The organism is Mucilaginibacter sp., assembly GCF_028287845.1.
In the GTDB taxonomy this organism is placed as follows: Bacteria; Bacteroidota; Bacteroidia; order Sphingobacteriales; family Sphingobacteriaceae; genus Mucilaginibacter.
The window spans coordinates 17,626-32,816 of the sequence record NZ_JAQBOW010000159.1 but is presented as its reverse complement, the minus strand read 5'-3'; the positions used below and the strand labels follow the sequence as shown (position 1 = coordinate 32,816).

General features: G+C 39.6%; 9 protein-coding genes. 5 read left to right on the top strand and 4 right to left on the bottom strand.

Annotation, left to right across the window (positions count from 1 at the left end):
- The first annotated feature begins 169 nt into the window (after positions 1 to 169).
- Positions 170 to 652 (top strand): histidine phosphatase family protein, encoded by a 483-nt coding sequence (locus JWP71_RS15805; protein ID WP_299501911.1) that lies wholly within the window; start codon positions 170 to 172, stop codon positions 650 to 652.
- Positions 653 to 664: 12 nt separating this feature from the next.
- Here JWP71_RS15805 and JWP71_RS15800 read toward each other — a convergent pair whose 3' ends face one another.
- Together JWP71_RS15800 and queA are read right to left on the bottom strand one after the other, a co-directional pair.
- Positions 665 to 1,378 (bottom strand): 2-C-methyl-D-erythritol 4-phosphate cytidylyltransferase, encoded by a 714-nt coding sequence (locus tag JWP71_RS15800; RefSeq protein WP_299501909.1) that lies wholly within the window; start codon positions 1,376 to 1,378, stop codon positions 665 to 667.
- 72 nt (positions 1,379 to 1,450) lie between these two features.
- A complete protein-coding gene (gene queA / locus JWP71_RS15795) occupies positions 1,451 to 2,500 on the bottom strand; it encodes a tRNA preQ1(34) S-adenosylmethionine ribosyltransferase-isomerase QueA (RefSeq protein ID WP_299501907.1) in 1,050 nt (349 codons plus the stop codon).
- Positions 2,501 to 2,750: 250 nt separating this feature from the next.
- On the opposite strand from queA, the gene JWP71_RS15790 reads away from it, so the two are divergent.
- Positions 2,751 to 3,998 (top strand): ABC transporter permease, encoded by a 1,248-nt coding sequence (locus JWP71_RS15790; protein ID WP_299501905.1) that lies wholly within the window; start codon positions 2,751 to 2,753, stop codon positions 3,996 to 3,998.
- A 99-nt stretch (positions 3,999 to 4,097) separates the two neighbouring features.
- On the opposite strand, the gene JWP71_RS15785 is transcribed toward JWP71_RS15790, so the two are convergent.
- Positions 4,098 to 6,920, bottom strand: a complete 2,823-nt coding sequence (locus tag JWP71_RS15785; RefSeq protein ID WP_299501903.1) for an ATP-binding protein — start codon at positions 6,918 to 6,920, stop codon at positions 4,098 to 4,100.
- Positions 6,921 to 7,085: 165 nt separating this feature from the next.
- Between JWP71_RS15785 and JWP71_RS15780 the strand changes: the two genes are divergently transcribed.
- Complete coding sequence (locus tag JWP71_RS15780) at positions 7,086 to 8,372, top strand: citrate synthase (RefSeq protein ID WP_299501902.1); 1,287 nt, start codon at positions 7,086 to 7,088, stop codon at positions 8,370 to 8,372.
- Positions 8,373 to 8,621: 249 nt separating this feature from the next.
- Positions 8,622 to 9,374 (top strand): hypothetical protein, encoded by a 753-nt coding sequence (locus JWP71_RS15775; protein ID WP_299501899.1) that lies wholly within the window; start codon positions 8,622 to 8,624, stop codon positions 9,372 to 9,374.
- Positions 9,375 to 9,814: 440 nt separating this feature from the next.
- Here the strand turns inward: JWP71_RS15775 and JWP71_RS15770 are convergent, their stop codons facing one another.
- Positions 9,815 to 13,051, bottom strand: a complete 3,237-nt coding sequence (locus JWP71_RS15770; RefSeq protein WP_299501897.1) for an amidohydrolase family protein — start codon at positions 13,049 to 13,051, stop codon at positions 9,815 to 9,817.
- Positions 13,052 to 13,122: 71 nt separating this feature from the next.
- Between JWP71_RS15770 and JWP71_RS15765 the strand changes: the two genes are divergently transcribed.
- Positions 13,123 to 15,015 (top strand): ATP-dependent DNA helicase RecQ, encoded by a 1,893-nt coding sequence (locus tag JWP71_RS15765; RefSeq protein ID WP_299501895.1) that lies wholly within the window; start codon positions 13,123 to 13,125, stop codon positions 15,013 to 15,015.
- The last annotated feature ends 176 nt before the right edge of the window (positions 15,016 to 15,191 follow it).

Sequence of the window (15,191 nt, the reverse complement as noted above, 5' to 3'; positions counted from 1 at the left end):
GGTTTTTCAACAGGGTTTGAATTTCGCAATAAACTAACATTTAACCTGGCTTATTCATTGGGGATAAATAATATTGCATCAACCACCCAACAAGATTCGGGTACTAGTGTTGTTAAGAACAGGGAGTTTTCCATTGGTTTGGGCTACCTGTTTAAGTAACAAATTTACTATGAAAAAACTATTGTTAATAAGGCATGCTAAAGCCACCCACGAAACCGGCTTTACAGACTTTGAGCGGCCATTAAAACCGTCGGGTTTACAAGATGCCGCAATAATGGCCGGGCGGTTAAAGCAACATGCATATATTCCGCAGCTATTGGTATCAAGCCCATCTTTGCGTACAATGAGTACGGCCAATGTTTTCTCGCAACATTTAGCTATACCGGCGGCCGAAGAGGTCAGCAGTATTTATGAGGCCGGGCAGGATGAGCTTGTTGATATAATTAGCCAATTAATTGATACACATAATTTTATTGGACTAGTGGGCCATAATCCCGGCATAGGGCAAGTTCTTTACCATTTAACAGGTGAAATATATAGCGTGCCTCCCGGTGCCGTGGCATTAATAGAATTTGATATAGAAACGTGGGCGGCTGTAAGCGATAAAAGTGGTAAATTAGTTTATTACGATACACCAAAAGATAACGGCTAAGATTTTCGAAGTCTATTTGTTTTTCAACAATAACTCTGCAATAGCAATATCTTCAGGAAAAGTTATTTTAATGTTTTGATAACTGCCGTTAATTAAATTTATTTTAACGCCCATTTCTTCAACCACACTTGCGTCATCAGTGAATTTAGCATGATAGGGTTGCTGATATGCTTTTTTAAGTTGGGCCGATTGAAAAGTTTGGGGTGTTTGTACCAGGTAAATTTCGTCGCGGTTTAAATGGGTAGAAATGCCGCCTTTTAATTGCCTTACTGAATCTCGGCTTTTAACGGCCGCAATGGCATTGCCGTGTTTAGCTGCACTTTGATATGACTCGTCAATTATCTCGCGATTAGTAAGCGGTCTAACCGCGTCATGCACTGCTATAAGCGCCTGCTGGTTGTCTGGTACCAGTTTCAACCCATTTTTAACAGAATGAAAACGTGTTTCGCCACCATTTACTAACTGGTGCGGGACGGTGAAATTATGGGTTTTACAAAGTTGGTTCCAATAGTCATGGAAATCAGCAGGAAGTACCAGGATAAGCTGCGGCTGTGATTGGCTTTGGTAAAAGGCAAACATGGTATGCATCAAAACCGGAATACCATTAAGTGATAAGAATTGCTTCGGCACTACCGACAGCATCCTGCTACCCGAACCACCGGCTACTATAATGGCGTAGTTAGATTTGGAATTTAAGATTTGAGATTTGAGATCGGGATTGCTCATGGGTGGCTAAATTATAAAAAAAATGGGATTTGAGTTTGTCTCAAATCCCATATATAATATCTCAAATCTTAATTATATAATCAGCATTGCATCGCCATAACTATAAAAGCGATACTTTTCTTTTATCGCCACTTCGTAAGCATTCATAACATGTTCATAACCGCCAAATGCAGATACCATCATTAACAACGTTGATTCTGGTGTGTGGAAATTGGTGATCATTGAATTTGCTATACTAAACTCGTATGGCGGAAATATAAATTTGCTGGTCCAGTCATTTACCGGTTTTAAAGTTTTGCTTGCAGATACGGCCGACTCAATAGCGCGCATACTGGTGGTGCCAACGGCGCAAATACGTTTTTTACGTTCAATACCACGGTTTACTATATCGGCTTGCCTTTGCTCAATGATAATTTGCTCAGAGTCCATTTTATGCTTGGTCAGGTCCTCAACCTCAACCTGGCGGAAAGTTCCTAAACCAACATGCAGGGTAACTTCGGCAAATTCAACACCTTTAAGTTCAAGGCGTTTCATTAACTCGCGGCTAAAGTGTAAGCCTGCGGTAGGGGCCGCAACAGCGCCTTCGTGCTTGGCAAAAATGGTTTGATAGCGTTCTTTATCTTCGGCAGTAGCTTTACGTTTTATGTATTTAGGCAGCGGTGTTTCGCCTAATATTTCTACGTTACGGCGAAACTCTTCTTCCGTACCATCAAACAAAAACCTAATAGTACGACCGCGCGATGTGGTATTATCAACAACTTCGGCAATTAACAAATCATCATCACCAAAATATAATTTGTTACCCACACGTATTTTACGTGCCGGATCAACTAAAACATCCCATAAACGGAGCTCTTTATTTAGCTCTCTTAACAAAAATACTTCAATAGTAGCTCCTGTTTTTTCTTTATTGCCGTACATGCGGGCAGGGAATACCTTGGTATTGTTAAGTATCATAACATCCTGGTCGTCAAAATAATCCAGAACGTCTTTAAAAACTTTATGCTCAATCTTGCCAGAATCACGGTGTAATACCATTAAACGCGATTCGTCGCGGGTAGCGGCGGGTGTGTGTGCAATTAATGATTCGGGTAAATTGAATTTAAATTGAGATAATTTCATGCTTATATATATGAATTTTCAGGGCGCAAATGTACAAATAATTATTCTTGATTGCACCGATTATATTATGGATTACACTGATTAGTTGATTTGATGCACTTATTATACATTTGATTTAAGTTAACTGTTTTTATTTTAAGCTTATTAACTAATTAATGTAACTTAATGCCAATATAAACATCTAAGACATAACACAGATTTTTAAATTGAGTTTGCAATCTCAATTTAAAAATCTGTGTAATCACAGCCTATGATATTTTTAAAACTTTTCAGAGAAAGCTTTCTGTTTGCTTATGATGCCCTTAGGCAAAACAGGCTGCGTACATTGCTATCGTTATTAGGGGTTACCATCGGTATATTTACCATAATTGCTGTTTTTTCGGCGGTTGATACGCTGCGCGATAACCTGCAAACAAGTGTAAATAAATTAGGCAGTAATAGTGTTTACGTTGAAAAATGGCCATGGGTATCAGACGGCGAATATCCCTGGTGGAAATTTATGCAGCGCCCGGTATCAAAACTAAAGGATTTTGATGAATTACAAAGACGCAGCCAAACAGCCGAAGCTATCTCTTACGAAATTGGTATTGATAACCGTACTATAAAATACGGAAGTAATACGGTTGATGGTGCACAAATTGACGCGGTTACCCAAGACCATAATAAAACCTGGAACTTTGATTTTCAGGATGGCCGGTATTTTACCGAAATGGAATCAAAAACGGGTGCGCCAGTTACTATAATAGGAAATGATATTGCCGAAAATTTATTTCCGGGAGGCACTGCTGTTGGCAAGCAAATTAAAGTAATGGGCAGGTTTGTAACCATTATAGGGGTGTTTGCCAAAGAAGGTAAAGACATGCTGGGTATATCTGCTGATAAAGAAGTTTTACTGCCGCTAAACTTTGCCCATAATATAATTGATGTTCAAAATGAAAAATATCGCCCTTCGATTATTGTAAGGGGTAAAGACGGCATCCCAATAGTGGAAGTAAAAGGCGAAATTAAAGGCTTAATGCGTTCTATTCGCAGTTTAAGATCAAACCAGGAGGATAACTTTGCCTTAAATGAAAGCACCATGCTTTCTGATCAATTAGATATTGTATTTAAAGTAATTAATATTGCCGGTTTTATAATTGGTTTATTCTCTATACTGGTAGGCGGGTTCGGCATAGCTAATATTATGTTTGTTTCTGTAAAAGAGCGTACCAATATTATAGGTATTCAAAAATCGTTGGGGGCCAAAAACTACTTTATCTTATTGCAATTTTTAATAGAGGCTATTATTCTTTGCCTCATGGGTGGGCTGATAGGATTATTAATGGTATATGGCGGCACATTTTTAGTGAAATGGGTGGCAGATATTGGTGTTGTGCTTTACATGAAAAACATAATTATAGGCTTGGGTACATCTGTTGGTATTGGTATAGTATCTGGTATTGTGCCGGCGTGGTTTGCATCAAAACTTGATCCTGTTGAAGCGATACGATCTAATTGAAGATTGAAGATTGAAGATTGAAGATTGAAGATACATTATGTTAAGTGCGTCGAAATTATAAAAAAGACAGGCCCAATCTTTAATAACCAATCTTCACCCTCAAATAACCTGCTTGTAATACCGGGCAACTTTTTCAAAGAATATAGCCGGTACAAATGGTTTGGTCAAATAATCGCTCATGCCTGCAGCCAATGCTTTAGCATAAGTTTCGGGCATTGCATCAGCGGTAAGTGCTATAATTGGTATAGCGGCATTACTGTTTTTTATGATCCGTGTTGCTTCAAAGCCATCCATTACCGGCATTTGCAGGTCCATTATTATTAGGTCATAAGCTTTATTATTAACCATATCAACTGCTATTTGTCCGTTTAGCGCTTCCTCAACATTTGCCTGCCATTTTTTTAAGAATCTTGAAGCAATAAGCAAGTTCATTTTATTATCGTCAACTACCAATACGTTCATTCCATATAGGTTAAGCATTGGCGCATTGCTTATAGCAGGCGGTACATTTAACTCATTTTGAGGCAGCATAAATGAAATAGTAAAAGTGAATGAAGTGCCTTTACCAGGCTCACTTATAACAGAAATATTGCTTTTATGAAGATTTACCAATCGTTTGGTGATAGCCAAACCTAACCCTGTACCACCGGTATTGCTGTTATTAATTATTGGCACTTGTGTAAACGGATCAAATATAATGTCCAGGTTTTCGGGTGCTATACCAATGCCTGTGTCTGTAACAGTAAACTTAATAGTAATCTGCTTACGATCAGTTTTTTCCGCTTGTAAATGGATGGATATTATGCCTTTATGGGTAAATTTAACCGCATTGCTTATCAGGTTATTTAAGATCTGGCTCAGGCGGATTTGATCTCCGGTTATATATTCAGGAATACTCTCGTCAATAAGCAAATCAATAGTTAATTTCTTCTCTATTGCTTTTGACTGGAAGGATTGCTTTATTTTTTGAGTAAGTTGATGAATATTAAACTTTAAATCGTTAAGCTCTAATTTACCAGCTTCAATTTTATTGTAATCAAGTATATCATTAATAATATCAAGCAAATTCTCGCCAGAGAATTTGAGGATATTCAAATAATCTAATTGCTCTGGCTTAGGGTCCTCGCTTAACAACAAATTGGTGGTGCCAATAACCGCGTTCATCGGCGTTCTTATCTCATGGCTCATTATTGATAAGAAATCAGATTTAAAACGCGATGATCTTTCTGCGATCTCTTTCGCCGATATTAGCTCCCGGGTTGCTTTTTGCTGGTCGGTTATATCCTCGCCAATTGCAGTAGTTTCTTTCAGCAAGCCATTTTCATCATAACTTATTGTGTTTTGCCAGCTAATAATGCGTTCTTCGCCATTACGGCACACTACCGGGTTTATATTTTGTGTAGGAATGGTGTTACTTACAAACCAGTTATTAACCGTCTCATTTAATTTCGGCGGAAGGAAAGAATCCATCCAGTTCATGCCCAATATCTCTTTTGGAGTATATCCTAATATATTGGCCAGATGCGGATTACAAAAAGTAATATTGCCCTTGTTATCTAATGATACTGCTGCTAATTTAATAGCTTCTAATACCAGCTTATATTTGTTTTCGGCTCGTTTATAATCTATTTCTACCCGTTTCCTGTCGGTAACATCCTGTAAGGTGCCTATAATTTTACCTATGCTGCCATCTTCGTTTTTTTGCAGTGCACTAACAATTACGCTTACATATTTAATGGTACCATTAGGGGTAACTATACGAAAAACACAGGTGTAGTTGGCATTATTGGTAACGCCTTTAAATAAATGCCGTAAAATAAACTTATCGTTTCTGTGTACAAACGTTAAAAGAAAGCGTAACAAACCCGATTGGACGAATAAAAAAGGCTCAGCCTCAAAAATATGAGTAATTTCATCAGACCATACCAATTTACGCGACGAAGTATCCCAGTTCCAGTTACCTATTTTTGCAATGGCTAGTGCTTCAATTAATTCTGTATGGCCTTTTTTTATTGCTTTTTCTGATAGCCTGACCTGGGTTATATCCTGCAGAAAGCCAAATATGCGTAGTACGTTTCCATGCTCATCAAAAGTGATATCCCCTTTTACAAATTTAATATATTTCAGGTTTCCGTATGGTGTAATTAAACGGTGTTCATATTGCTTCTCGCCTGATAAGGTAATATTCGTCAAAAAATCACGGTAATTATCCCTGTCATCCGGATGCGTCAGGCTTAAATAATAATCATACTTGCTAACACCCTCGGGTACGTCGTTAACTTCCAGTATGGCTGCTAAACTGGCAGACCAGTAGGTGTGTTTTGTTTTGTTATCGTACCACCAATTGCCAATTTTAGCAACTTCCTGTGCCTCAAGTAATAATGTCTCGTTTTCTTTTAAAGCATCGGCATATCTTTTCTGTTCAGATATATCAGTAACCGAAGCCGAAATACGATGCGTATAATTTCCACTCCGATCTAATACCGGTGTTAGCTTTGCAATGAGCCAGTTGCCTGTACCATGATCAGAAAGATATTCAATAGCTGTCGATTTTCGGGTGTTGATAACATAATCAAGCGCGGTATTGAATTTTAATGCACGTTCATGCCCTAAAATATCCTCCAGTTTTTTACCAACCAATTCTTTAGGGCTAATCACCCGGTCGGTAAATTCATTGAACCAGGCATTCAGGCAAACTTTATCTTCATTAAACTCAAAAATAATATCATTAAGAGAATTAATAAGAGCATTAAGCTGGTGCGGAGAGTTAGGCAAATTGGCTGTGTAATACTCAACGGCTTTCCGGATGCTGCGCCGATAGGTAATAATCATAAAAAAAATTATAACCGTAAGTGCCATTAACGGTAAGCCTATATTATAGTAAATAGAAATTAGTAATACCGGCGGGCCATTTGTTGCCATTAATAATTATATTTTTTAGTAGATTTTAGCGACGAATATACCAATTGCATATATTTTATTAAAAATAAGATTTATAAGACAACTTTTTTACAATTGACCAACCATAGTTACAGCTAAATTATACGCAGATTTGCATATATTTGTTGCAAATACAAAAATCTATCTATGTCAGACTTAGCACAATTAAAAATAGGTGATAAAACATACGATCTTCCAATTATAGAAGGTACAGAAGGTGAAAAAGCTATTGATATTTCAAAATTGAGAGATCAAAGCGGTTATGTAACCCTTGATGTTGGTTATAAAAATACAGGCGCTACACAAAGCGCCATCACTTTTTTAGATGGTGAGTTGGGTATACTTAAATACCGTGGTTATCCCATCGAACAATTAGCAGAGCGATCAACCTTTATAGAGGTTGCCTATTTGCTGATATACGGGACTTTGCCTACTGCAGAGCAGTTAAAAAGTTTCCAATATGAAATAAGCCGCCATACCTTAGTGCATGAGGATATGAAGAAATTTTTTGATGGTTTTCCGTCAAAATCTCATCCAATGGGTCAATTGTCATCATTGGTGTGTTCATTATCGGCTTTTTATCCTGAATCTTTAAAACCTAATCAAAGCAAAGACGAGCTTAACCTTAGCATTATTAAAATGCTGGCTAAAATGGCTACTGTAGTTTCATGGATATACAAAAAATCATTAGGTCATCCGGTTATTTATCCTCAAAATAAATACGATTATGTTACTAACTTCCTTAACATGACCTTTGGTCAGCGTACCGAGGATGTTGAGGTTGACCCGGTAGTAGTAAACGCTATGAATACCTTATTAATACTGCATGCAGATCATGAGCAAAACTGCTCAACATCTACAGTGCGTATAGTAGGTTCGTCCGAGTCTAATATTTATGCTTCTGTATCTGCAGGTATATCTGCCTTATGGGGACCGCTACATGGGGGTGCCAACCAGGCGGTAATTGAAATGCTGGAGAAAATTAAAGAAGATGGGGGCGATACCGATAAATGGATAAACAAAGCAAAAGATAAAAACGATCCTTTCCGTTTAATGGGCTTTGGTCACCGTGTTTATAAAAACTTCGATCCGCGTGCCAAGATCATTAAAAAGGCTTGCGATGAAATATTAGAGAAATTAGGCATTGATGATGAAGTACTGGAGATAGCCAAAAAGCTGGAAGAAGTAGCTTTAAAAGATCCATACTTTGTAGAGCGTAAATTATATCCTAATGTTGATTTTTACTCGGGTATCATTTACCGCGCGTTAGGTTTCCCTACTGATATGTTTACCGTTTTGTTTGCTCTGGGCCGTTTGCCGGGCTGGATAGCACAATGGAAAGAAATGAAAGAAAACAAAGAGCCAATAGGCCGCCCGCGCCAAATTTATGTAGGCGCTGTTAATAAGGATTATGTAGAGATTGAGAAAAGATAATTAGTCTTTTAGATATTTGAAAGCCTTCGAGAAATCGGGGGCTTTTTTGTTGGGATTTATGGCTTTATTTAAAAATGAAGCAGACATTTATTCCGCCCACCCAAAATGAATCACACTCATTGTTGAAAAATAAATTATTCCTCAAATTATTGATAATCAGTGCTTATTTAGCTTTTAGTTAAATGTTTTTTAAACATAAAGAAAACTAATTGTTCGTAACAAACGTATTACAATAAAACCCATTTAAAAATGAACCTATCAAATTGTATTAAAAGCATTGCAGTATTAACATTCATTTTATCCTTAAACGCTTGTAAAAAGGATAATAGCGCGGTTACTACATCAGGAACACAAGTTACTTTTGCGCTTAGCGCCACAAACCCAAGTAATTTGCTTCCGGCATCAATTACAACACCCGGTATGACAACCAATTCGGTTGGCACAAACGCTACTTCAGCCAGTATTACCTGGACATCAGGCACGGTTAACATCGCTTCTTTTAAATTAGAAGCCAAAAAGAAAAATACGGCTATCGAGATCACCAGTAAAAATTTAACAAACATTGATCTGTTTGCAATTAGCCCTGCTTCAATAAGCGCAGCAATTGATACCGGCACTTATACCGAAATTGAATTGCGGGTTCTCCTTGTAAAAAGCACAACAGCGGCTATCCCGCTTACTTTAAAAGGGAACTTTACCACTCAGGGCGGCGTAGTTGTACCTATAGAGCTTGACTATAACGATGATGCCTTAATAAAGGTGGAAGCCGAAAATATAACCATTGATGGTAAAACAGACGTTGCGACTTTAGCCAAACTAAATTTAACTAAACTGATAAGCGGAATGGCTGCTGCCCAATTAGATGCCGCCGTACGTACAAATGGTGCAATTGTAATTAGCAGCACAGTTAACGCTGCTATTTATAATAAAATCAAAGACAATATACTATTATGCGGAAGTTGGGGCGGATTCTCACACCGTGAGAAGAGTGAAAGAAAATAGTTGTGTAGATTAAATGTGTAGCAACGCCCAAAGTTGAAAAGCTTTGGGCGTTTGCTATTTAGTATTAATTTTAATCTGCCCATTCAAGCGTCTACGCTTGAATGTTAACATTTTGCAAGCGTAGACTCTTGCAGGCAGGATTTTTAATTTAAACGTGGACGCTTAAACTGTCGGCAGCAACTGGTATAATGGCGGTATTATATGTCAGTGACTTTGTTTCATCTTGTTTTAAATAACTTGTTTCACCACTCCTAAATTAGCAAATTTGTAATTATTTGATTATCAATGAATTAATTACAAATTACACCTAAAAATACTGACGAATAAGTTGTTACATTTTGTTGCATCACTTCTTCGCAATTATCTTATAAACAACACTTTAACTCAAAATCTTGTTTCACTTGTTACATTTTGTTTCACCACGGGTGAAACAAAATGTGCTAATTTCCTCCATCCTCACTCATAAACAAATACGTCTCTGTATTACCAACCGGCAGGTTTACGCTGTCGCCGCGGTTTAACTGCCACCAAAAACGCATACGCAGTTTATCGTGATTTCCAATTTCGTTCATACTGTCCGAGTCGTACAGTCGGCCGTTTATCATTACATATTTTATATTGTCGCTGTTGCGGATATCGTCCAGCGGGTTTTGATTGAGTACAATAAGATCTGCCAACTTGCCTTTTTCTAACGAGCCAATTTCTTTATCCATACCTAAATATGATGCACCATTAATGGTTGCACAGCGTATAACCTGCAGCGGGGTCATACCGCCTTGTGCCAGCATCCACATTTCCCAATGCGCGCCAAGGCCCTGCAATTGCCCATGGGCACCCAGGTTTACTTTGGTGCCGCCATCAGCAATTTGCTTTACATATTTGGATATCTCTATATGGCCATACTCGCCATATTCAGAGGTGGTTCTGCGCCGCGAGCGGGAATCTACTATATATTGCGGGGTGAAGTTTAACAGGTGCTCATTCTTCCAAACTTCGGTACGGTCATACCAGTAATTCTCGCCAAACTGGGTACCGTAGCTAACAATTAAAGTAGGGGTGTAGCTGGTCTTGCTATCATTCCATAAGCTTTTAACATCTTTATAAACCGGCCAAACAGGTATGCTATGTTCAATACCGGTTTGCCCGTCTACAATCATATTCATGTTGGTAAAAAAGGTAGAGCCACCCTCTGGCACTACTTCCATTTGCAACAGGCGCGCGGCTTCTACAATTTGCTGGCGCTGTTCGCGTCTCGGCTGGCCATAACTTTTCACAGAAAATGCACCCACCGCTTTCAAGCGCCGCAGGTTAGAAAGTGCGTCATCCAGGCTATTAATTACCACCTTAAAATCACCATCGGCACCATATAATATAGAACCGGTTGAGTATACCCGCGGGCCAACCATACGCCCGGCCTTTAAAATTTCTGATTGGCTGAATACCATTTCGGTATTGCTCGACGGATCATGAGAGGTAGTTACACCGTAAGACAGGTTGGCAAAATAGTTCCAATCCTGCTGTGGCGAAATGCCATCCGGGCTGGGGTGTAAATGCGCATGTACATCTATTATGCCCGGCATAATGGTTTTGCCAGTAACATCATAAACCTTGGCATCCGCAGGTATTTGTATATCTGCAGCTTTGCCAATAGCATCTATCTTATTATGGTCGATGATTATGGTGCCTTTCTCGATAACCTCATCGCCCTTCATGGTAATAATACGCACGTTGGTGAAAGCTATCTTGCCATCGGGTACATCGGTTTTTAATTTCAGGCCCATATCAATACCAACGGTATCAATAACAGGAGTTTTATCGGTATCGCCTTTTGCAAACGGAAACGCATTACGAATATCCCTTGAAAAATATTTTGGCCCTAATGTCCACATTAGTTTTTTACTATCCTTGCTCCAGTGCAGATAGGTGCCTGCGTCATGTGTTAGTTTGCTAAGCGGCAATGATTTGTTGGTTGCCGATAGGTCCTGCGCGTTACCGGTATTAACTAATGGGGTTATATAGCAGTTAAACAGTTCTGTAAAAGCCATCCATTTACCATCAGGACTTGGTTCAAACTGAGTGGTGTAGGTAGAGGTATATAATGTTTTTGGGTTAGCGCCGCTAACATCCATTACCTTAAAAGCTTTCTTACCCCCCTCGCTGCTTTGATAATAAATTTTGGTGTCATCTGTAGAAAAACGCGGGTTAATGCCATTATTAATAACCATTTGCGCAGTGCCACCTGCTGATGGGATAATATATATACCGGGATTAGTGCCAAAAGCAAATCCCAGGTTGTCATTACCTTCGCCTTTGCGGTAAATTATTTTATCGCCATGGTTACTGAATTTTGGGGTATAGTAAAATCCTTTTTCGGTAGTAACTCTTGTTATTTGATGGGTGGTCAGATCTATTTTATTTATTGAGCCTTTTAAAGCGTCGCTCCAATCAACATAAACCAACGATTTTCCATCGGGGCTAAATTGGGGGCTGTATTCAAAATCTTTGGCGGTATCTATGCGCATTGGTTCGCCTTTTGGCAACTCCTTAATATAGATGTAGCCCGCCGCGTTAAAGGCTACAAATTTACCATCGGGCGATGTAGTAAGCTGACGTATCATCTTCACTGGGAATTCGTCCTGGAAGACCTTTTGAGGGAAATGCAGCGCTTCGGTAATGTTTTGCTGCGATGAAACTTCGAAAGGAATTTGTATCGGATTTAGTGTATTTATATCCATGTTCCAAATTTTGCCTTTAGCATAAAATATAAGATTCCTGCTATCTGGCGTCCAGCCAAAATTGGGGTATACACCAAATATGGCCCATGTTTCCTGCTGGTCGTGCGACAGGTCATCATACACCGGCCATTCTTCGCCCGTTTCAATTCTACGTAGATACATAACCGATTTCAGCCTGATCCGTTTCACAAAGGCCAGCAACTTACCATCGGGCGATATTTGCGGGCGGCACGCTCCACCTGCGCCACCGGTGACGGTTTCAATATTGCCCGTTTCGCGGTTTAGGCGCCTTATGGCATATATACCCGCGTTAGGGTCCTTGCTATAAAGGAAATATGGCCCGGGCGTAACATCCTCGCTCCAATAAATAAACTTGCCATCAGGTGATACGGTTGGCTCGCCGGCATCCTGCTGGTCGTTTTTGCGTTTGGTTAGTTGTATGCCTTCGCCGCCATTTTTATGATACAACCACATTTCGCCTGCGCCAAGCGAGCGCGTACCGGTAAAATGCTTGCGTGCCACAACATATTGCCCGTCGGGTGTCCAGCTGGCATTGTTTAATAATCTAAAGCTTTCTTTGGTGATAGCGTGTTTATTGCTGCCATCGGCATTCATTATCCATATATTATCTCCACCCTCCTTATCGCTGGTATAGGATATTAATTTACCATCAGGACTATAGCGCGGCTGCACATCCCAAGCCTTGCCACCAGTTAACAGAGTGGCCTTGCCGCCGGTAACTGGTATAGTATAGATATCACCTAACAGATCAAATACAATGCTTTTGCCATCGGAGCTAACATCTAAATTCATCCAGGTGCCCTCGTTGGTATTTATAGTGACTTTTTTAGCCTGGCCGGGAGGGTTATCAACGTTCCATTTTTGCGCCTGTACATTACAGGCTATGATTAAAAATATTATCGTTATATTAAGAAGCCTCATCAATTAATTCTTTATAGGCGCTAAGTTAAAACTATTGATGCATTTTAATAGTTTTGGACTGCCATAATAAAATGACGATACAGGAAATACTAAATACTTACTGGAACCATGATACCTTCCGCCCAATGCAGGAGGATATCATCCAATCCGTATTGTTGGGGCATGATACTTTGGCGCTGCTGCCTACGGGTGGTGGTAAGTCGGTTTGCTTCCAGGTGCCTGCTATGGCTAAAGAAGGGATATGTATTGTAGTATCGCCGCTCATCGCCCTGATGAAGGACCAGGTAGAGAATTTAAAGGAAAAAGGTATTGAAGCTGTTGCCATAGTATCGGGCATGGGCAAGCGCGAGGTTGATATGGCGCTGGATAATTGTATTTATGGCGCGGTTAAGTTTTTATACCTATCTCCCGAACGATTATTGTCTGAGTTGGTGCGCGAGCGTATCAAATACATGAAGGTAAACCTGATTGCGGTTGATGAGGCGCATTGTATATCGCAATGGGGATATGATTTTAGGCCATCATACTTGCATATCGCTGATCTGCGTGAACTGCATCCGGATGTGACTGTACTGGCACTTACTGCTACGGCAACTGCCGAAGTTAGAATTGATATACAGGAAAAGCTGCAATTTAAAAAAGGCATCGTCTTTCAAAAAAGCTTTGAGCGAAAGAATATCAGCTACGTGGTGCAGTATGAGGAGAATAAGTTCCGCAAAATGCTGGACGTTGCCACCGGTGTAAAGGGCAGTGGTATTGTATATGTGCGCAGCAGGCGTGAATGTGCAGAAATAGCTAAGTTTTATAATGATAACGGCATTAAGGCCGATTATTATCATGCGGGTCTAACGCCAGACGAACGCTCAAAAAAACAGGAGAGCTGGAAAAATAATAAAACAAGGATTATTGTGGCTACCAATGCCTTCGGGATGGGTATTGATAAGCCGGACGTGCGCTTTGTGATACATAAAGATGTGCCCGAAAGCCTTGAGGCTTATTACCAGGAAGCCGGCAGGGCAGGGCGCGATGAAAAGAAAGCTTATGCGGTTTTACTGTATAATAATGCCGACAAGGCACGACAGCATAAAATATTTGAGTTAAACTTCCCCGCGGTGGATGAGATAAAGCTGGTTTATCATTGCTTATCCAACTATTATAAAGTGGCTTATGGTGCAGGGGCGGGGATAAGCTTTGATCTGGACCTGGGTGGTTTTTGCGCGCAATACAAACTGGATGTTATTAAAACCTTAAATGCGTTAAAGTTTTTAGAGCAGGACGAATACCTGGCTTTTAATGAAAGCGTGTTTTTGCCGTCGCGGTTTAGATTCGAGGTTTTTAATGAACAGCTATATAATTTCCAGATACAGAATCAGGGTTGGGATGCTTTTATTAAAACGCTTCTGCGATCATACGGCGGAGCTTTTGAAAATTACGTTCGATTAAAGGAATTTGATATAGCACGACGCGCCAATATGAGCGTGCAACAGGTTATAGAAGGTTTAAAGCAGTTGCAGGAATATAACGTGTTGAGTTATCTTCCCCAAAACGATCAGCCGCAGGTTACTTATTTAAAACCAAGGCAGCACCCTAATAATGTATATATCAACAAACAATATATAGAACAGCGCAAAGCTACCTATCTTAAAAAGATGGAAACGGTGTTTGCTTATTGCACCAATAAAAAATGCCGTAGCCAATTGCTGCTGACTTATTTTGACGAACCCAATAGCGACAAGTGCGGTATTTGTGATGTATGCCTGGAAGAAAAGCGCAAACTCAACGCGTCTGAAGTATTTGATGATATTACTAATGAAATAGCAGAATTGCTAAGCAATTCGCCAATGGATATTGACTCATTGGTTACGTCCATTAAAAATGGTATAGAAAAAGAGCGGCTCGATACCATCCGCCTGCTACTTGATGCCGGTAAAATAAAGTTTAACGGCGAAAAGTATTACCTATAACACGTGGCTTAGACTATAAAAACTTCCATTTATCTCGTTTTGCGTGTCATCGCACTCTAATTTTTATTGGGTTTTCACCGACACATACAGGTAGTTCACCGAGTAAAAAAGGCATTGTGTCGTTTTTACATTATCTAGCTGTAACCTTCAGTAATTAGTACAGTCTTATTGATGTA

What these genes read in the sequence shown, in the direction of transcription:
- JWP71_RS15805 (WP_299501911.1), top strand. Translation starts at nt 170, where the DNA reads ATGAAAAAACTATTGTTAATAAGGCATGCTAAAGCCACCCACGAAACC.
- JWP71_RS15800 (WP_299501909.1), bottom strand. Translation starts at nt 1,378, where the DNA reads ATGAGCAATCCCGATCTCAAATCTCAAATCTTAAATTCCAAATCTAAC.
- queA (WP_299501907.1), bottom strand. Translation starts at nt 2,500, where the DNA reads ATGAAATTATCTCAATTTAAATTCAATTTACCCGAATCATTAATTGCA.
- JWP71_RS15790 (WP_299501905.1), top strand. Translation starts at nt 2,751, where the DNA reads ATGATATTTTTAAAACTTTTCAGAGAAAGCTTTCTGTTTGCTTATGAT.
- JWP71_RS15785 (WP_299501903.1), bottom strand. Translation starts at nt 6,920, where the DNA reads ATGGCAACAAATGGCCCGCCGGTATTACTAATTTCTATTTACTATAAT.
- JWP71_RS15780 (WP_299501902.1), top strand. Translation starts at nt 7,086, where the DNA reads ATGTCAGACTTAGCACAATTAAAAATAGGTGATAAAACATACGATCTT.
- JWP71_RS15775 (WP_299501899.1), top strand. Translation starts at nt 8,622, where the DNA reads ATGAACCTATCAAATTGTATTAAAAGCATTGCAGTATTAACATTCATT.
- JWP71_RS15770 (WP_299501897.1), bottom strand. Translation starts at nt 13,051, where the DNA reads ATGAGGCTTCTTAATATAACGATAATATTTTTAATCATAGCCTGTAAT.
- JWP71_RS15765 (WP_299501895.1), top strand. Translation starts at nt 13,123, where the DNA reads ATGACGATACAGGAAATACTAAATACTTACTGGAACCATGATACCTTC.